The organism is Duodenibacillus massiliensis (assembly GCF_900128485.1).
GTDB classification, from domain to species: Bacteria; Pseudomonadota; Gammaproteobacteria; order Burkholderiales; family Burkholderiaceae_F; genus Duodenibacillus; species Duodenibacillus massiliensis.
This window is the reverse complement of the sequence record NZ_LT635845.1, coordinates 18,804-37,539: the sequence shown is the minus strand read 5'-3', so window position 1 is coordinate 37,539 and position 18,736 is coordinate 18,804. Positions and strand designations below refer to the sequence as shown.

The following is an 18,736-nucleotide window of genomic DNA, read 5'->3' as shown; positions in this document are numbered from 1 at the left end:
TGTTGACGCAGGCCAATACGACCGCACACAAAAAGTTATAAAAATATCCCGGACGGGCAGCGGTTGTTAAACTCAGAAACCGTCTGATTTGCCGGAGACTTACTCCGGCGGATCCAGTTGTGTTTTTTGCGCTCAATGCGGGCGGGACAATGCCTGCCGCGGGCAGGATTTATGGAGATGAACAATGCAGGTTAAGTCTGTTTGTTTGGCTGTTGCCTTGGCCGGTGCCGCACTGTCAGTGCAGGCTGGCCCCGTTTTGGACGCGGTCCGCGCCCGAGGCCAGGTGATTTGCGGTGTCAACACCGCTGCTCCCGGTTTTTCCAGTGTGGACAGCCGCGGCAACTGGAGCGGTCTTGATGTCGATACGTGCCGTGCGGTGGCGGCTGCGGTTCTGGGGGATGCTTCCAAAGTAAAGGCCGTGCCTTTGTCGTCTCCGCAGCGCTTTACGGCCCTGCAGTCCGGTGAAGTTGACATGCTCGCGCGCAACACGACCTGGACGCTGACGCGTGATGCGAGCATGGGTGCCGTTTTTGCCGCCATCAATTACTACGACGGTCAGGGCTTTATGGTCCCGAAAAAGCTGGGCGTGAAAAGCGCCAAGCAGTTAAACGGCGCTACGGTGTGTCTGCAGGCCGGCACGAGTTCCGTGCAGGCTTTGGCTGACTACTTTGCCGCCAACCGCATGAAGTTTAAGCCGGTGATGTTTGATACGACGGAAGCCACGCAAAGCGCGTTTCTGTCCGGCCGCTGCCAGGTTTATACGACGGACATGAGTGACCTTGCGGGCGCCCGTACGCGTGCCCGCAATCCGGGTGACTTCGTGATCCTTCCGGAGACGATTTCCAAGGAGCCGCTCGGGCCCTCCGTGCGCCGCGGCGATGATGAGTGGTTCCAGATTGTGCGTTGGTCTTTCTACACGATGGTGGAAGCTGAGGAAAACGGTCTTACCTCTGCCAACGTCGATGAAAAGCGCAAGACAAGCAAGGTGCCCCAGGTGATGCGTCTGACCGGCACCGGTGACGATACCGGCAAGCTTCTCGGCCTTGACAAGGACTGGTCCTACCGCATCATCAAACAGGTCGGAAACTACGGAGAAAGCTGGACGAAGAATTTCGGACCGCAGACGCCTCTGAACCTGCCCCGCGGTTTGAACAACCTTTGGACCAACGGCGGTATTCTGTACGCGCCTCCGATCCGGTAAGCATTGTTTGAGCTTCTGACTGCGGCACGGGTTTGTACGCTTGCCGCAGTAAAAAGGCGGGGCATCTTTTTTTTAAGGTGTGCCCGCTTTTGCGTATGGCGCACGGAGGCGCTTTTTTATAATCCTCATTTTTCAGGAGCTGCCGCAGTACCGGCAGCCGGCGTTCTCAGACGGATCAGCAGATGCAGACAGATGAGCTACAGACAATCGGTGATGAGGCCTACAGAAAAAGAGCTGCGCACGAAAAACGAAAAAACCGGAGTCTGCAGCTTTTGGTGCTTGTGATCGTGGCGGCTGTTGTCTGGTGGCTTGCCGGTAACGTGGCCGACAATCTCGAGCAGCGCAATATCCGCAGCGGCTTTGAGTTTCTGAAAAATGCCGCCGGTTTTGAAATCGGCGAGGCAGTGTTGCCTTTTGCGTCGTCTGACTCCGTTGCGCGGGCGTTTTTCATCGGTTTGCTCAACACTCTGAGAGTGTCCTTTTTCGCAGTGATTTCCGCGACGGTTCTGGGGGTTGTTGTCGGTCTGATGCGGCTTACGGCCCATCCCGTGATCCGCATGCTCGGTACCGCGCATGTTGAGTTTTACCGCAATATTCCCCTCATCATTCAGCTTTTTGCCATTTACCTGCTCATTACCGAACTGCTGCCGATGAGCACCGAAGCGCTGCACGCCGGATCTTGGGCCCTTTTGTCCAAGGCCGGGCTTCAGGTGGCCGTTCCCAATCAGGAAATGCTTTCGCTTTTGGCAGCTTTGGTGGCGGCTCTGCTGACGCTATTTCTGGTTCGCCTTTACTGCCGGCAGACGATGACCGATCTTGCGGCGAATTTGGCTGGGCTCGGTGCGGCTGTGCTGATGGGCATTGTCATATGGGTTCTTTTCGGCTTTGTGGGCGGCTGGAGTAAGCCCGTGATCAACGGCTTTGCCATTGAAGGCGGTGCGGCTTTGTCCCCTGAATTTCTCGCGCTCTGGCTCGGGCTCACGCTCTTTACGTCGGCCGCGATTGCCGAAATTGTCCGTGCCGGCATTCTGGCGGTGCCCGTCGGACAGTGGAATGCGGGCAGGGCGCTCGGCATGAGCAAAATGCAGGTGGTGAGTTATGTCATCTTCCCGCAGTCCATGCGTCTGGCACTGCCGCCCCTGGCAAGCCAGTACATGAATCTCACGAAGAACTCGTCGCTGGCGGTGGTGATCGGCTATCCCGATCTTGTGGCGGTGGGTAATTCTTCCATCAATATTACCGGACAGGCGCTTGAAATCATCGTCATCATCATGGCGGTGTATCTGTGCATCAACCTTGTGATCAGTGTGCTGATGAATGCTTTAAACGCCCGCGTTGTCGGCGTCTCACGTTAGGAGCGGCAGACATGTTTGACAGCACTCAGACCTTAAGCCCTGACTTTCGGCCGACCCTCACCGACCGGATCAAAAACCGGTTTTTCTATTCGAAAACGGCCACGGGCGTCACCATCGTCGCCGGTTTTTTCCTGGCGGTGGTTTTTGTGTATCTCGTCCGCTGGGGCATTGTTGACGCTGTTTTCCGGGCCGATGCCAAGGCCTGCTATGAAGCGGGCGGGGCCTGCTGGGGCTTTATCACTGAAAAGTGGCGGCTGATTCTGTTTGGCCGCTACAACTACGATGAGCAGTGGCGCCCGGCACTGGCAACACTTCTGATCCTTGTCATGCTCGTTGTGACGGCGTGGCCCGTCACATGGAAAAAACCGTATGTGAAGTGGCTCATTGCCGGATGGGTTGTTGTCATGGCGGCGTTTTTCACCCTGATGGCGGGCGGCGTTTTCGGGCTTAAACCCGCTGACAGCGACAGCTGGGGCGGTCTGCCTCTGACGGTCATTCTCACGCTTCTCGGAATGACGGTGTCGGTGCCCATCGGCATTGTGCTGGCTTTGGGAAGGCGCAGCTCTCTGCCGCTCGTGAGAATGGTTTCGGCAGGTTACATTGAGATCGTCCGCGGGGTGCCCCTCATCACAGTCCTTTTTGTGGCTAGTTTCGTGTTTCCGCTGCTTCTGCCCTCTGACGTACGCATTGATCCGTTCTGGCGCGTGGCCTGGGGCATTATTCTTTTTCAGGCTGCTTATATGGCTGAGACCGTCAGAGGTGGCCTGCAGACCATTCCCAAGGGGCAGTTTCTGGCCGCGGATTCGCTCGGGCTTAAAGCCTGGCAGAGTCAGCTTTATGTGATCCTTCCGCAGGCGCTTGCCGCGGTGATTCCGGCCTTTGTGAATTCGCTGCTTTCAACCTTTATGGATACGTCGCTTGTGACCGTGGTTTCCATGTTTGATCTCACGGGCAGCCTTGCGCTTGCGCTCGGCGACGCTCAGTGGCGGGATTTCTTCCGGGAAGGCTACATTTTCATTGCCGCTATTTATTTTTCCGCGAGCTTTGTGATGAGCCGCTACAGTCAGTGGCTCGAAGTGCGTCTGCGCGGCAGCCGCAGAAATGCCTCTTTTTCGCTGTAGGAAGTGAGTGTTTTTATGACAGAGGATCTGCAGCCTGTTTTTGAGCATGAAGTCCTTTTGGGCAGCGTGGTCTGCGCGGATGCCGGAGCTTCTGAGGCACTGCGTTCACGTGTGATTGACGGGCTTGTCCGTTTTGTGAAAAACCCCGAGATGCACGCCGAAGGGCTTCAGATGAATGCTCTGACGCAGGACAGCTCTGAACCGGAAAAAATCGTCTTTCACCGGTCGCTGCAGGCCGGGAAAGTCAGTTTTGAGGATCGGGTGACCGTGACGCAGGACGCCGTCATCTTTGACGTAAGCCGTCAGCAGGCGCTACCGGCCTCCCGTCTGACAGTGCGTCTGATTGAAAGAGAGGGTGTTTTTCTGCTGAGGTTCTCCTATGAAGGAGAACCCGGACAAAAATATCCGGAATATGTGGAAGTGCTGCGGAAGAAGGCATGGGTTGCAAAAGACCAGGCACTTGCCTCTGCCGTTGCGCACGACGCAGGTTTTTAGTTTTGTTTTTTATTCAGCATGACAGAAATTGATTTGGCGGCTCAGGCCCGCATTACCCGTCATATTGCCGAAACGATCGGGGCCCGCACGGCGCAGGTAAGCGCTGCGGTGGCGTTGCTCGATGAAGGTGCAACGGTTCCGTTTATCGCCCGTTACCGTAAGGAAGTCACGGGCGGACTTGATGATACACAGCTCAGAAACCTGCAGGAACTTCTCATTTACGGACGTGAGCTTGAAGAGCGCCGTGCCGCCGTGATTGCTTCGGTTGAGGAGCAGGGCAAGATGACGGAAGAACTGCGGCAGGCCTTTGAGGCAGCCGACACCAAGCAGCGTCTAGAAGACCTTTACCTCCCCTACAAGCCCAAGCGTAAGACGCGTGCGCAGGCTGCCGTCGCGGCCGGCCTTGAGCCGCTTGCCGATAAGCTCTGGAAGAACCCCGGGCTTGATCCTCAGGCCGAAGCGCAGGCCTTTGTTTCGGCCGATAAAGGTGTGGCCGACACCAAGGCGGCGCTTGACGGTGCGCGCGATATTCTGGCCGAGCGTTTTGCGGAAAACGCCGACATGCTTGAGATGCTGCGGGCCTGGCTCTGGAAGCATGCCTTTATTGTTTCTTCGGTCGATGAAGCAAAGAAAGCGACGCCCGAAGCGGCCAATTTCCGTGATTATTTTGATTACAGCGAAGCCTTAAATGAGGTTGCTTCCCACCGTGCCCTGGCCCTTTTCCGAGGCCGTCAGGAGGGGGTTCTCACGCTCAAGATGCTTCTGACGGAAGAAGAGGAAGCGCTGCCGGTACATCCCTGTCAGAAATTGATTGCGGATTTTCTCGGCTGGCATGACGAGGGGCGTGCGGCAGATCAGTGGATTGCGTCCGTGATCCGCTGGACGTGGCGCGTGAAGTGCCTTACAACCCTGGAAACAGAGCTTTTTTCGCGGCTTCGGGATGAAGCTCAGGAAAAAGCGATCAGCGTTTTCGGCACAAACCTCAAGGATCTGCTGCTTGCCGCACCCGCGGGGCACAAGGGCGTGATTGGTCTTGATCCCGGTATCCGTACCGGTGTGAAAGTGGCCGTGATTTCTGAAACGGGCGCCGTGCTGGAAACCGGTGTGATGTTTCCGCATGAGCCGCGCCGTGAGTGGGATAAGTCCATCAAGATGCTCGCGCTTTACGCAAAGCATCACGGCAGCAAACTCATTTCCATCGGTAACGGCACAGCAAGCCGCGAAACCGACAAACTGGCCGGGGACTTTTTGGCTCACTATCCCGAGCTCGGGCTCACAAAGGTAGTGGTCAGCGAAGCCGGGGCCTCCGTTTATTCGGCTTCTGCCGAAGCGGCGGCGGAACTGCCGGAACTCGATGTCAGTTACCGCGGTGCCGTTTCCATTGCCCGGCGCCTGCAGGATCCCTTGGCCGAACTGGTGAAGATCGATCCCAAGGCAATCGGCGTGGGGCAGTATCAACACGACGTGAATCAGACGGAACTTGCACGCAAGCTTGACGCGGTGGTCGAAGACTGCGTCAATGCCGTCGGGGTTGACGTCAACACTGCGTCAGCCGCTCTTTTGGGGCGTGTTGCCGGATTGAGCGCCTCGCAAGCCAAAGCCATTGTTGCCTACCGTGACGCCAACGGCGCTTTTGCCGACCGTCAGTCGCTGATGAACGTGCCAAGGCTCGGCGCCAAGACGTTTGAGCAGGCCGCGGGCTTTCTGAGAATTCCGGGCGGGACAAATCCGCTGGACGCCTCGGCCGTACACCCCGAATCGTATCCTGTGGTTGAAAAAATCGTTGAAAAGACGGGACTTTCCGTGACTTCTCTGATCGGCAACACGAAAGTGCTTCACGGTCTTAATGCCGCAGACTTCACGGATGACCGTTTTGGGCTTCCGACAGTGACCGACATCATTGTCGAACTGGAAAAGCCGGGGCGCGATCCGCGTCCTGAATTTAAAACGGCCAAGTTTGCCGAAGGTGTGCACGAACTTAAGGATCTCACCCCGGGCATGCAGCTTGAGGGCGTCGTCACGAACGTGGCGGCTTTCGGAGCCTTTGTTGACATCGGTGTGCATCAGGACGGCCTGGTGCATGTTTCGGAGCTTGCCGACCGCTTCGTGAAAGACCCCCGGGATGTGGTGAAGGTGGGTGACATTGTGCATGTGCGCGTGCTTGATGTGGATACGGTAAGAAAGCGTATTGCCCTCAGCATGAAAACCGGTAAGGGCGCACCGGTGAAACACCACAAGCCGGCCGCCAAACATGAGCTTCACATCAAGCTTCCTGCGAAGATGCCGGCAGGCGCCATGGCTGCGGCTTTTGCCGGTCTGAAACTGAAACACTGATTCTGCCGGCTTAGGTAATAGTGTGTAGTATCATGCGGTGAGTTATTTTTGGAGAATGACGTATGACAAAACCTTCCGAACTCGCCGCAGTGCATGCGGATGTGGCGGCAGCGGCCGCCAAGCTGAAGGCGGATCAGCGTATTGCCGACTGTCTGGAGGCAGTAAAGCGCGATGCCGATCTGACCCTGAAGGACCAGATTGCACTCACCGAGATTGAGTCGCCCCCCTTTCATGAGACTGTTCGCGGTCAGGATCTGATGCGCCGCCTGAAGGAGCTGGGCCTTACCGAAGTGTCCATGGACAGTGAAGGCAATGTCATCGGCATCCGCCGCGGCACCTTAAAGGGCGAAGGCCCGCATCTGGTGCTTGCAGCGCACCAGGATACGGTTTTCCCGGCCGGCACCGACGTCAAGGTCCGTATCGACGAAAACGGTGTCTGCCATGCCCCCGGCATCAGCGACGATGCCCGCGGTCTTGCGGTCATTCTTCAGGTGCTGCGCACCCTGCAGGAAAAGAAAATTGAGACCGTCGGCGACATCTATTTCACCTGTACGGTCGGTGAAGAAGGCAACGGGGATCTGAGAGGTTCCAAGTTCCTTTTCCACAAGTCCGGCATCAGAATCGACGGCTTTATTTCCGTTGACGGTGTGGACGTGGGGCGTCTGCTCTGCGCAGCCACCGGTTCCAAGCGCTACCGTATTCACTTTGACGGCCCGGGCGGACACTCCTGGAAGGATTTCGGTACGCCCTCAGCGATTCATGCCATGGGTCGGGCCATTGCCAAGGTGGCCGATGTGCAGCCCTGCCCCGATCCGAGATCGACCTTTACCTGCGGCACCATCGCGGGCGGCACCACGGTGAATTCCATTGCGGCGCACTGCGAGATGGAACTTGATATGCGCAGCGCCGGCAGCAAGGAACTCGATGAACTTGAAGCGAAGATCCTGCCGCTTTTTGAACAGGCCTGCAAGGAAGAAAATGCACGCTGGAACGCCGAAGGCGAGAAGGCGGTGAAGCTGCGTCTTGAGCCGATCGGACACCGTCCCGGCGGCCAGCAGTCCGATGATTCGCCCGTGCTGCAGGCAGCGCGGGCGGCCATGCAGGAACTCGGCCTTGAACTCAAGCGCTATGACGCGGCCTCCACGGATCATAATATCGCCATTAACTGCGGTGTTCCCGCCACCACGATCGGCGGGGGCGGCGCTGAAGGCAACAACCATAACGTGAAGGAATGGTATGACCCGAAGGACGGATGGCAGGGTCCGCAGCTTGCGCTGCTGATGTCGCTCGTTCTCACCGGTGTTGCCGGTCTCACGGAGCCGCTGCTGCCCAGACGCTCCTGACAGCCTGAAAAATGAGGCCGGGTTTATTTCCGGTCTCCGGCATGACGCCGTTTCGGCGCAGAGATGCTCATCGGCTCTGCGCTGAGGCGGCGTTTTCTTTTTCCCGTTTTTCCTGAGCTTCCCGACGCTTGACGGAAACCGTGGCCAGGATGCCGGCCGCCACAATGAGGCCCATGCCGCAGGCCATCGTCAGTGAAATCGAATCCGAGAAAAAGAGGCAGCTTAATACCGCTGAAAACGGGATGGAGGAAAAGCCCAGGCAGGATGAAAGAAGCATATTGCCTGAGGCATAAGAGCGCGTTGTGCAAAGCTGCGCAAGTGTGGCGCAGACGCCGATGCCGGCAAGCAGTAGCCCCGACTCCGTCGTAATGGCATGAAACCCGGTTGTCAGCAGCGTGCCGATCAGGCCGAAGACGGTACCGAACACTGTGAAATAAAAAACGATGCGCCAGGAGGGTTCGTGCATCTCTCCGAGCTCTTTGATCTGCCAGTAGGTGACAAGGTCAATAAGCGCAACGGAAAGGCAGAGCAGTCCCGGCAGAAGCGTTTCCTTGCCGAAACTCGGCTGCAGCGTGATGAGAACCCCCATAAAACCCGCAACAATCGCAACCGACAATGTCCAGGGTGCCTTTTTGTGCCGTAAAAAAGCGAGCACGATGATATTTACCGCCATGAATAGCGGTGTTGTGTAGGTCAGCGTGATGTTGGTGCTTAACGGTAAAAGGCCGAGCGAAAAGAACCAGACCGCCACCGAAAGCGTTCCCAGTACCGAGCGTTTGATGTGTCCGAAGACATGCACGGTTTTTAAGGTGAGGCCGTGCATCCAGACGTAGGACGCAATAAAAAACACGCCGAAAAGCGACCGGTAAAACACCAGCTCAAACGTGCCGAAGTGTCCTGCGCTCATTTTGATGAAGGTCGCCATCAGGGAAAAGAGCGCGGCTGCAGCGAGGGCCCACAAAGACTGGGAAAACATAAAAAGCTACTGCAGTAAACGTAAAGGGCAGGCAGCCGCAGGCTTCCTGCCCGTAAAGAAAAACTACCGGCGTGACCGGCTCATTACGGCATTAAGAATGATGGCACCGAACGTTGCCGTACCGATACCGCCGAAGGTAAAGCCGAAGAGGTTGAGCGAAAAGTCACCGCCGCCCAGAATGAGCGTCACGGCTGCCACAATGAGGTTGCGGTTGTCGCCGAAATCGACCTGGTTGACAACCCAGATACGGGCACCTGCAATGGCAATCAGACCGAAGACCACGATGGAAGTGCCGCCCAGAATCGGCTGCGGAATCGTCTGAATGACGGCGCCGAACTTGGGGGAGAAACCCAGCAGGATGGCAAAGCATGCGGCAATCACAAAAAGCAGCGTGGAATAAACGCGGTTTGCGGCCATAACACCGATGTTTTCACCGTAAGTCGTCACACCCGTGCCGCCCACACTGCCAGCGAGGATCGTTGCAAGGCCGTCACCGAGAAAGGCACGGCCCATGTACGGATCGAGGTTTTTGCCGGTCATTGCCGTGACGGCTTTGACGTGGCCGAGGTTCTCGGCAATCAGAATGATCACGACCGGAGCAATCAGAAACATGGCGTCCACCGAGAAGACCGGAGCGTGAAACTGCGGCAGACCGATCCAGGCAGCGTTGGCAATGATGCTGAAATCAATGGGTTTGCCAAGGCCCAGGCCGTTGGAAAGGATCATGTAGATGAAGTAGGCGAGCACAAGGCCGGCCAGAATGAGGAGCTTTTGCAGCAGGCCCCTCGTATAGACGGCAACGCCGCCCACGCAGAGCACCGTGAGAAGCGCCATCCAGTGGTCAAAGTCCGTGCCTCCCACGCTGCGCACGGCTGTGGGAGCCAGGTTCAGACCGATGACCGCCACAACGGCACCCGTCACAACCGGAGGCATGAGCTTTTCAATCCAGGCGACGCCCGTCCACATGACGATCAGGCCCACAACGGCATAGATGATGCCGCAGGTAATGATGCCGCCCAAAGCCAGCGGAATATTGGCGTTGGCGCCGCTTCCGGCAACGTAACCCGTTGCGGCGATCACGACGCCGATAAAGGCAAAGGAGGAACCGAGGTAACTCGGGACGTGGCCGCCTACGATCAGAAAGAAGAGAATCGTGCCGATACCGCTCATGAGGACGGCCACGTTCGGGTCAAACCCCATCAGCAGCGGAGCCAGGATGGTGGAACCGAACATTGCCACGACGTGCTGAATACCCAAAGCGACCATCTGGCCGGAGGGAAGTCTTTCATCGGGTCCGATGATGCCGTCTGTTTTTAAGCGCCACTGCGGGAAGTAACTCATGATGCCCCTTTGATTATCCGAGAATTGTTCTTTTGTTTTTTCGACCGGTCCGAACCGTTCGAACGGTTTTCGGAATTGTAGGTGAAAGAAAAAGGAAAACTGCCGCATCAGACCGCTTTTTGTTTGGCACGGACAGCCAAAATGCGGGAAAATACGCCGCCTGCCGTTTTCCCCGTACGTTCAGAGTTCTTAACCTCATTTCCCGGTCCGGGAATATGTGAGTCGAAGCGCTTTATGTTTTTTTACGGGACGGCCTGAGAATTTTTCACCGGAATACATTACGGATGTCCAAGCAAGCCATTCTCCGCGAGGTCAAGCGTCGCCGTACGTTTGCCATTATTTCGCACCCTGACGCTGGTAAAACAACACTGACCGAAAAGCTCCTGCTTTTCGGCGGCGCCATTCAGCTCGCCGGTGCCGTCAAGGGCCGCAAGGCCGCCCGTCATGCCACGAGTGACTGGATGGAAGTGGAAAAGCAGCGCGGTATTTCGGTCACCAGTTCCGTGATGCAGTTTGAGTATCAGGATCACATCATTAATTTGCTTGATACCCCGGGGCACGAAGACTTTTCCGAAGACACCTACCGTGTTCTTACAGCTGTGGATGCCGCTGTGATGGTAATTGATGCGGCAAAGGGCGTGGAAGCGCAGACCATCAAGCTTCTCAATGTCTGCCGTCTGAGAAAGACCCCGATCATCACCTTCATCAATAAGCTCGACCGCGAAGTCCGCGATCCCCTCGATCTGCTCGGTGAAATTGAGGATGTTTTAAAGCTGCAGTGCGTGCCCATTACCTGGCCCATCGGCATGGGCAAGACGTTCCGGGGCGTTTTTTCTCTGCTGCACAACCGCCTGCACCGCTTTGCGCCGGGTACGGAAAAGGTGGCAACGGAATCGGAAAATATTGAGGGGCTCGATAATCCGAGACTTGACGCACTGTTTCCGATGGAAATGCCCTACGTCAGAGAGTCCATTGAACTCGTTCAGGGCGCAAGCGACCCCTTTGACCTCAATAAGTTTCTCTCCGGTGATCAGAGCCCCGTCTTTTTCGGTTCCGGTGTGAATAACTTCGGTGTTGAGGATGTGCTTCAGGCCCTGGTGCAGTGGGCGCCTTCGCCCCAGCCCCGTGACGGCGGCGTACGCCGGGTTGAGCCCACGGAAGAGCCCTTCACAGGTTTTGTCTTCAAGATTCAGGCCAATATGGATCCGCGCCACCGCGACCGTATTGCCTTTTTCCGTGTCTGCTCGGGCTGCTACAGCCCCGGCATGAAGGTGCGCCATATCCGCGAAGACCGTGAGATGAAGATTGCCAATGCGCTCACCTTTATGGCCAATGAACGCGTGCATATGGATGCGGCCTATGCCGGTGACATCATCGGTATTTACAACCACGGGCAGCTGCATATCGGTGACACGCTCACCGAAGGGGAAACACTCGGCTTTACCGGAATTCCTTACTTTGCGCCGGAACTCTTTCGCTCGGCCCGTGCCCGCGACCCCTTAAAGGGCAAGCAGCTGCATCAGGGTTTAAAGGAACTGGGTGAAGAAGGCGCTATTCAGGTCTTTGAAGGTGAATTCGGCAATCTGATGCTCGGTGCCGTCGGTCAGCTGCAGTTTGAAATCGTCGCGGAACGCTTAAAGACGGAGTACAAGGTTGATGCCATTTATGAGGCGACCGATGTGTCCACGGCCCGTTGGCTGGTGTTTCCGGACGAGCAGACAAAGAAAGACTTCATTGACGAGCAGTCGGCACGGCTGGCCCGGGATTGTGAGGGCAATCTCTGCTACATGGCAACCTCGGTATATAACCTGATGACCACCCAGAAGCACTGGCCGCAGGTGCAGTTTCTGACAACCCGCGAGCAGGGACAGAAGTTTGAGTAAGAGGGAGTGACTTCATGGACAACGACATCACAATCCGTCAGGCAACGCTTGAGGACCTTGATTTGGTGACGGCCATTGAGGCCGAGTGTTTCCCTGCCGCGGAAGCCGCGACGCGGGAGCAGTTTGCCGCAAGACTTGCCGCTTATGCTGATCACTTCTGGATTTTCTTTTACCAGGGTAAGCCCGTCGGGTTTATTGACGGCATGGTCACCGACAGTGACGTGATTGATGACGAGATGTTTGCCGATGCGTCACTGCATGTGCCCTCGGGCGCCTGGCAGGCGATTTTCGGGCTGAATGTTCTGCCGCAGTACCGCAGGCGCGGTTTTGCCGGGCGGCTTATTGAACAGATCATTGCACAGGCTCGCAGTGAGGGACGCCGCGGTGTGATTCTCACCTGTAAGGAAGCGCTGATTCACTACTACGCGCGCTTCGGATTTAAGAACTGCGGGCTTTCAGCCTCCGTGCACGGCGGCGCCGTCTGGTACGACATGCGCATCACGTTTTAGCCGGAGGCAGTGCGATGCAGACAAGGGCCGTGTTGTTTGATCTGGACGGGACGCTGGTGGATTCGCTGCCGACGCTCACCTGCAGCTTAAACGCCTATCTCGCAACGCTCGGTAAGGCGCCTTTTACGGAAAAAGAAGTCTCCGACATGGTGGGTAAGGGCGTCCGGGTACTGCTGCAAAAGGCGTTTGCCTGCCGGCAGGTGAGACTTGCCGGGGCATCGTTTGACGCGGCTGTTAAAGACTACATTGCGCAGTGCCTGAAAACCGGTAACGGGAAGACCCGGGTGTTTCCGGGCGTTGCTGAAGCGCTCGGGGCTTTGCGATCCAAAGGCATTAAGACCGCGCTTGTCACCAACAAGAGCCGGGCAATGACGCTCTCGCTTTTGGCAGACAAGGGCCTTGCTCCGCTTTTTGATGTGGTTGTGGCCGGAGATGACGGGCATACGCCGAAACCGGCACCCGATATGCTCCTGGCTACGGCCGCGGCGCTCGGGGCGTCTGCCGCGGATTGTGTGATGGTCGGAGACTCCCGCAACGATGCGCTTGCGGCACGCAGTGCAAAGATGACCGTGCGCCTTGTTGCCTGCGGGTATAACGAAGGTGAGCCGATCGGACAGTGGGCTCAGGCCAACGGCTTTGACGCGCCGTTTCCGGCGACAGCACAGGCCGTCGCCGGACTCTGTTGACCGTCAGCGGATGCTGCCCTTGGTTTTCAGATTTTCCTGCGCTTCCCGGAATGCGGCGTAAGCGGCCGGATGCAGCTCAAGCGCTCTTTCCAAAACACCCTGCAGATAACTGATGGCCACACCGTAGTTGGTCATGGGGACGTTCTGCGCAACGGCGGCGCGTACCCGCGAGAGCATATGGCGCCGCGTGACCACACAGCCTCCGCATTGCAAAATGAGCTTGTAGGGCGTGAGATCCGCGGGGAAGTCCTTGCCGACCACCACTTCGATGTCGAGTTTTCCTCCCACGGTTTTTTCAAGCCACCGGGGCAGTTTTTTGCGGCCGATATCATCAGGCTGCGGATGGTGCGAGCAGGTCTCGCAGATCATGACTTTGTCGCCGGGCTTTAAAAAGCCGATCATGGCGGCGCCGCGAGCCATTTCCACAAGGTCAGACTTACAGTAAGCCATCTGAATGGAGAAGGTTGTCACCGGGATGGTTTTCGGTGTGGCGGCGCAGACCTTTTCCACGGCCTGACTGTCGGTAATGACAAACTTGGGCGGCACGGTCTGCTGACTGATTGCCTGCGCAACGCGGTTTTCACGCACGGTGAGGCAGAGGGCGTCACTGTCAAGCGTTTCGCGGATTGCCTGAACCTGCGGCAGAATCATCCGGCCCTTGGGTGCCCCGGTATCGATGGGGGTCACCATGAGAACGGTGTCGCCCGGGCTGATTAACCCTTCCATCATCGGGCGGTCCGGCTCCGTCTCTTCCTGAATCGTGCGGATGATGGCCGAGCGCAATGTGTCAATGCCGATGTGCTCAGAAGCCGAAACGCTCACAAACGGCAGATTAAAACTCTTGATGGTGCTGATGACCGGCGCTTCCGGCGCATGCAGATCCGTTTTGTTGAGCACCACAATGGCCGGCGTTTTGTTGGCGGTGACAATCCGGAAAAGTTCTTTTTCATAGTCTGTGATACCGGCCGCATCGCAGACAATGAGCGCAAGGTCCATCCAGCCTAAAACCGACATCGTGCGGTCGGTTCTTAAGTGTCCGAGCTTACCGACGTCATCGATACCGGCGGTATCGATGAAAACAACAGGACCGACGGGGGCGAGTTCACAGGCTTTTTCCACGGGGTCCGTGGTGGTGCCGGGAACGTCACTGACAATGGCAATCTGCTGATTCGTCAGCGCATTGATCAGGGAGGATTTACCGGCGTTGCGGCGCCCGAAAAGACCGATATGGATACGCAGTCCCTTGGGTGTTTCAAGCCGTGTAGGAATATTAAGTTCAGCAGGCATTTGCAGAAAGTCCGGTTGTGTGTCACACCACGGATTTTAGAAACTTCCACAAGCTGCGGATAAGAAAAACGCCCGAAGGCAGAAGTCCTTCGGGCGTTTCAGATGATCAGACCGGAATCAGATTACTTTTCGATATTCGTTCTGACAACATCCTTTTCAAGCCAGGTCGGCGCATGATGTTCAGCAGCTTCCCAGCTGATGTCGCCCGCACCGATACGCCAGATGCCGAGGAAGTGAGACATCGACAGCAGGGCAAGCGGAATGTGAGCGCAGACCACGAGCAGCGTGATAAAGAGCGAACCCCACACGTGCACGTAGAAGAACGTCACAAACATTTCCTTGCCGATGGCCGGAGCGAAGATCCACAGCAGCCAGCCGGTGACGATCAGAATGTAAATAGAAGCCATGAAAAGCAGATAAGAGGCCTTCTGACCGCCGTTGTAGCGGCCCTGCGGCGGCACTTCCACGGGTCCGAGCGGAATGTGGAAGAAACGACGCGGGTAACCGCCGAAGTTGCGGAACCAGAGGATCGTGTTCTTATCCCATGTCATGCAGGCATGCATCATCATGGCAAAGCGGTCCGGCGCAAAGAAGATGTAGCCGAACAGGCAGAACGTAAAGGCGATGCCGAGGCCGATATGCCAGGTCATCAGCATTTCGCCGGTGGAAGCATCCAGATCACACAGGTACACGATGGCGCCGGTGATGACCAGAGCAAACCACAGGATGGCATTCATCGAGTGGAACACCTTGTCGGGAAGGTGGAAGCGAAGAATGCGGGCATTGTTGTTTTCAGACATGACGTATTCTCCTGATTAGTGATGAAGTGCCAGCAGTGAACGCTGCGAGAAATGCGTGTGCAGCAGGCTGTACATTTTGTCGTCCATCGGAGAAGCCGAGAAGTCTTTGTAGATGCGGCGGACCGTGGGGTTGTCGTGCGAACTGGTGAGCTGCTGCTTCTGGCAGAGTTTGTCGTCCTTATAAAGGCCGGCCTGACGGGCCAGCAAAATGCAGTTGCGGTTGGCAAGCAGTTCGACAACGCCCCAGCCGGTGGCACCGGCTACGACCGCACAGACGCCGACAACCTTGATGAGGCCGCGACGGCCGAGAACAACGCCGCAGGGACGTTCGGTGTATTGGAAAGTACGGGACATCATTAAATCCTTTCAATCGGATAGACACTGGCAGACAGGGGGAACAGGGGATTGAGCCAGCCGGTTCCGACGGGTTGCACAGGCTGACCGCCGCCGTTGACGCAGCCGCCCGGGCAGTTCATGACTTCAATGAAGTGCCAGCGGTTGGGGTCGGAACGCACAGTGTCCAGAACGCGTTTGAGAGCCTGGTTGGAGCCGTTAACCACGCAGACGCGCAGGTCAAAGGTCTTGCCGCCGAGCTCAGGCAGGGGCAGCTTGATCGTGGCTTCAACGTAAGAATTGTCGAGACCGCGCACCGGGATGATGTCGGCGTTGTCGAGATCCTTGCCGATCAGAGCGCGGTAGGCGGTACGCAGTGCCGCTTCCATCACGCCGCCGGAGCAACCGAAAATCGTGCCGGCGCCGGTGTAGATATCGAGATCCTTGCGGGTGCGTTCCTTGGGCATTTCCAGCGGATTGATGCCCTTGCGGCGGAACAGTTCCGCAATTTCACGGGCCGTGATGACGGCATCAACGTCCGGGAAGCGCGGAGTATCGGTCGGAATGCGGCCTTCCTTACGCAGGAACTCCCAGGCAGAGGACAGTTCCGGACGGCTTGCTTCCTGAATCTTTGCCGTGCAGGGGGTCACCGCCACAACGCGGACGTTGCGGGGATCGGTCTTGTAGAGGTGTTCACTGCCCCAAACCTTGGCGAGAACGCCGCCCATGCCGATCGGGGACTTGGCGGTGGAGACGTGCGGCATCATGTCGGCCGCCATGATTTCCATCTCGCGGACCCAGGCCGGGCAGCAGGAGGTGAAGTGCGGCAGCGGATGGTGCGAGGCGCGTTCCAGTTCGGGGCCGCGCTTGCCGAGCACCCAGTACTGGATCTTCTTCACGAACTCCGTGCCTTCTTCCATGATGGTCTGGTCGGCAGAGTTGTTCACGTCGTAGGTACGGAAGCCGAGCTTTTCAAGCGCATTGAAGAACTGGTCCGTGGAGAGGGTGCCGGCTTCGGCGCCGAATTCTTCGGCGATGGAAACGCGGACAGCAGGCGAGGGATGCGCCACAACAACGAGAGACGGATCGGCGAGCATCTTTTCCACTTCGTCCACGAAGCTCATCTGTTCGATGGCATTGAACGGGCAGGAAATGAGGCACTGACCGCAGGAAAGGCACTTCTGGTCATTGATCTTGTGCTTGGCACCGATGCCGCCGTCAATGGCGTCAACCGGGCAGACCTTGCGGCAGGTGTCGCAGGCTTCGCACAAATCCTCGTTGATCTTGATAACACCGCGCAGTTCACCCTTGCGCAGCGTACCGACAAAATCCGGACCATTTTCGCCGCGGCAGCCGGGCTGCGGGGCAAAGGTCTTGATTTTGATTGTTTTTCCTGTCATTTTGACGGGTCTCCTGATTACTTTTGGGTCTTGCTCGAAAGCAAAAATTGCGTGTGCTTTATCTGAGTTCAAGGAACAAAATCAGCCGTGCCCCACGCTCCGTACCTGGGCACAGCTGCATTCAATTCTCTATCAGCAGGATATATTTCCTTTTAAACGCAAGGTAATTTTAAGGTAATGCAGGTACTTGTTGCTAGTTCTAAAGGAGTACTCGGAGGTACTCGGGTGAAAATGCACGGAAAAAACAGGGGCCTTTTTGACAAAAAGTTGCCTTCTGTCAAAAAAGCCCCTGTGTGCTGACAATTTGACGGGATTTCCCGTCAGCCTTACATGTCGATTTCCTTGAGCGGTTTTCTCAGTTCAGCGCGGACGTTGTCCATGCCGGAGTAAAACGCCTTCATCATCACCAGACCCAGGAATTTGCCGCGCTCGGTCACGATGATGTTGTCGGGGTCGTTGGGGTCGTCCTTAATGGCGCCGATCAGTTTAAGGCCTGCCATTTCCTTAAAGAGCGTCCGGTCGAGGTTGACGCCGTGCACTTCCCGGAAGTAACGCCGTGACAGACGTGCCGAGAAGATGCCGAGCATCAGGCGGTACTGTAAAACGGCGTGCTTGTTGAAGTAGCGCTGACGCTCCACTCCGGTCTGCCCCTTGGCAATGCGCTCCCCGTAGCGGCGCAGACTGAAGGTGTTTACGTAGAGGTTGGAGCCGAGGAAGGAAAAGGCGCCGGAGCCGACGCCGAGATACTCATCGTGATCCACCACGTACTCATCAAAGCCCTCGTCGTGGGTGCGGCCGAAGGTCCAACTCGTGAGCTGCCGGTAGTTGCCCCCGAGCGTATTCATGATGATGCGGTACTGTTCGGCAAGTTCGTTGCCGGGCGCGGCGATGGTGCCTTTGACGCTCTTTCGGGTCTGAGAGGTCACCATCAGCGGGTACGTTGTGATCTGGCGGGGATTGAGTTTGACGAGCAGATCCATGTCACGCTGCAGCATCTCCAGGCTCTGACCGCGGAAACCGAACATCATGTCGACGTTGGTGGTCGGAAACAGTTCCAGGGCTTCGCCGAGGCGCTCGTAAATCTGTGCGCCCGAACCGAACTTGTCGTAGCGGTCCGTGAGCTTGAGGATCGAGTCGTCAAAACTCTGCACCCCGATACTCATGCGGTCCACATAGCCTTTAAGCCGCCGGAAAGTGGGCGTGGCAATCTGCGCCGGGTCTGTTTCGCAGGAAATTTCTTTGATTCCCGGGAAAAGCGTGCGGGCGTGCTCAATTGTTTTGATGAGCTCGTCTTCAATGATCGTTGTCGTGCCGCCGCCGATATACATGCTCTGAAAGTCGTAGCCCAGGGCTTTCACGTAGTCCATCTCTTTGCGCAGATTCACAAAGTATTCACGGGCCTTGGGTTCCTTGAAAAGGAAGCGGTGGAAGGTGCAGTAGGTGCACAGCGTCTTACAGAACGGAATGTGCGCGTAGAGCAGATACTGGTGTCCCTCCTGCGGAGCAGGCGGCCGGTCCAGAATGACAGGGTCACAGTTGAGATAGCGGTCAATGTAGTACTGCATGATGCGTTCAGTACAGTTGATCATCCAGTCAGGCATCAGTTTGCCGACGGGGCGGTAAGTGCTCTCTGTCATGGTTCTGAATTAAAAAAGCAACGGTCAGTGGTCCG

General features: G+C 56.8%; 16 protein-coding genes. 9 read left to right on the top strand and 7 right to left on the bottom strand.

Annotation, left to right across the window (positions count from 1 at the left end; genetic code table 11):
• Positions 1–184 precede the first annotated feature (184 nt).
• The 6 genes from BQ7486_RS00485 (at position 185) to BQ7486_RS00460 (ending at position 7,849) form a co-directional block, all read left to right on the top strand.
• On the top strand, positions 185–1,201 hold the full coding sequence (locus BQ7486_RS00485) for an amino acid ABC transporter substrate-binding protein (protein ID WP_074008564.1): 1,017 nt from the start codon (positions 185–187) through the stop codon (positions 1,199–1,201).
• 182 nt (positions 1,202–1,383) lie between these two features.
• Complete coding sequence (locus BQ7486_RS00480) at positions 1,384–2,556, top strand: amino acid ABC transporter permease (RefSeq protein WP_074008563.1); 1,173 nt, start codon at positions 1,384–1,386, stop codon at positions 2,554–2,556.
• 11 nt (positions 2,557–2,567) lie between these two features.
• Positions 2,568–3,677, top strand: coding sequence for an amino acid ABC transporter permease (locus tag BQ7486_RS00475; RefSeq protein WP_074008562.1), 1,110 nt, complete (start codon positions 2,568–2,570; stop codon positions 3,675–3,677).
• Positions 3,678–3,692: 15 nt separating this feature from the next.
• Positions 3,693–4,172: a hypothetical protein gene (locus BQ7486_RS00470; RefSeq protein WP_074008561.1), complete on the top strand. Its 480-nt coding sequence runs from the start codon at positions 3,693–3,695 to the stop codon at positions 4,170–4,172.
• An 18-nt stretch (positions 4,173–4,190) separates the two neighbouring features.
• Entirely contained in the window at positions 4,191–6,506 is a 2,316-nt protein-coding gene (locus BQ7486_RS00465; protein WP_022372336.1) for a Tex family protein, read from the top strand.
• A 62-nt stretch (positions 6,507–6,568) separates the two neighbouring features.
• On the top strand, positions 6,569–7,849 hold the full coding sequence (locus BQ7486_RS00460) for a M20/M25/M40 family metallo-hydrolase (protein ID WP_022372335.1): 1,281 nt from the start codon (positions 6,569–6,571) through the stop codon (positions 7,847–7,849).
• Between the two features lie 67 nt (positions 7,850–7,916).
• Here the strand turns inward: BQ7486_RS00460 and BQ7486_RS00455 are convergent, their stop codons facing one another.
• Together BQ7486_RS00455 and BQ7486_RS00450 are read right to left on the bottom strand one after the other, a co-directional pair.
• Positions 7,917–8,825, bottom strand: a complete 909-nt coding sequence (locus tag BQ7486_RS00455) for a DMT family transporter (protein ID WP_074008560.1) — start codon at positions 8,823–8,825, stop codon at positions 7,917–7,919.
• 63 nt (positions 8,826–8,888) lie between these two features.
• A complete protein-coding gene (locus tag BQ7486_RS00450; RefSeq protein ID WP_022372333.1) occupies positions 8,889–10,166 on the bottom strand; it encodes a solute carrier family 23 protein in 1,278 nt (425 codons plus the stop codon).
• A 284-nt stretch (positions 10,167–10,450) separates the two neighbouring features.
• Here BQ7486_RS00450 and BQ7486_RS00445 point away from each other — a divergent pair, with 284 nt between their 5' ends.
• The 3 genes from BQ7486_RS00445 to BQ7486_RS00435 are packed head-to-tail and all read left to right on the top strand — an operon-like array spanning position 10,451 to position 13,244.
• The gene (locus tag BQ7486_RS00445) at positions 10,451–12,049 is read left to right on the top strand and encodes a peptide chain release factor 3 (protein ID WP_022372332.1); all 1,599 of its coding nucleotides are present in this window, start codon (positions 10,451–10,453) and stop codon (positions 12,047–12,049) included.
• Between the two features lie 14 nt (positions 12,050–12,063).
• The gene (locus BQ7486_RS00440) at positions 12,064–12,558 is read left to right on the top strand and encodes a GNAT family N-acetyltransferase (RefSeq protein WP_022372331.1); all 495 of its coding nucleotides are present in this window, start codon (positions 12,064–12,066) and stop codon (positions 12,556–12,558) included.
• A gap of 14 nt (positions 12,559–12,572) precedes the next feature.
• Entirely contained in the window at positions 12,573–13,244 is a 672-nt protein-coding gene (locus BQ7486_RS00435) for an HAD-IA family hydrolase (protein ID WP_074008559.1), read from the top strand.
• 3 nt (positions 13,245–13,247) lie between these two features.
• On the opposite strand, the gene hydF is transcribed toward BQ7486_RS00435, so the two are convergent.
• The 5 genes from hydF to BQ7486_RS00410 form a co-directional block, all read right to left on the bottom strand.
• Entirely contained in the window at positions 13,248–14,531 is a 1,284-nt protein-coding gene (gene hydF, locus BQ7486_RS00430; RefSeq protein ID WP_074008558.1) for a [FeFe] hydrogenase H-cluster maturation GTPase HydF, read from the bottom strand.
• A 122-nt stretch (positions 14,532–14,653) separates the two neighbouring features.
• Entirely contained in the window at positions 14,654–15,331 is a 678-nt protein-coding gene (locus BQ7486_RS00425; protein WP_022372328.1) for a cytochrome b/b6 domain-containing protein, read from the bottom strand.
• Between the two features lie 15 nt (positions 15,332–15,346).
• Positions 15,347–15,685, bottom strand: coding sequence for an iron hydrogenase small subunit (locus BQ7486_RS00420; protein ID WP_022372327.1), 339 nt, complete (start codon positions 15,683–15,685; stop codon positions 15,347–15,349).
• Between the two features lie 2 nt (positions 15,686–15,687).
• Entirely contained in the window at positions 15,688–17,064 is a 1,377-nt protein-coding gene (locus BQ7486_RS00415; RefSeq protein WP_022372326.1) for a [Fe-Fe] hydrogenase large subunit C-terminal domain-containing protein, read from the bottom strand.
• A 326-nt stretch (positions 17,065–17,390) separates the two neighbouring features.
• A complete protein-coding gene (locus tag BQ7486_RS00410) occupies positions 17,391–18,701 on the bottom strand; it encodes a coproporphyrinogen III oxidase family protein (RefSeq protein ID WP_022372325.1) in 1,311 nt (436 codons plus the stop codon).
• Positions 18,702–18,736 lie beyond the last annotated feature (35 nt).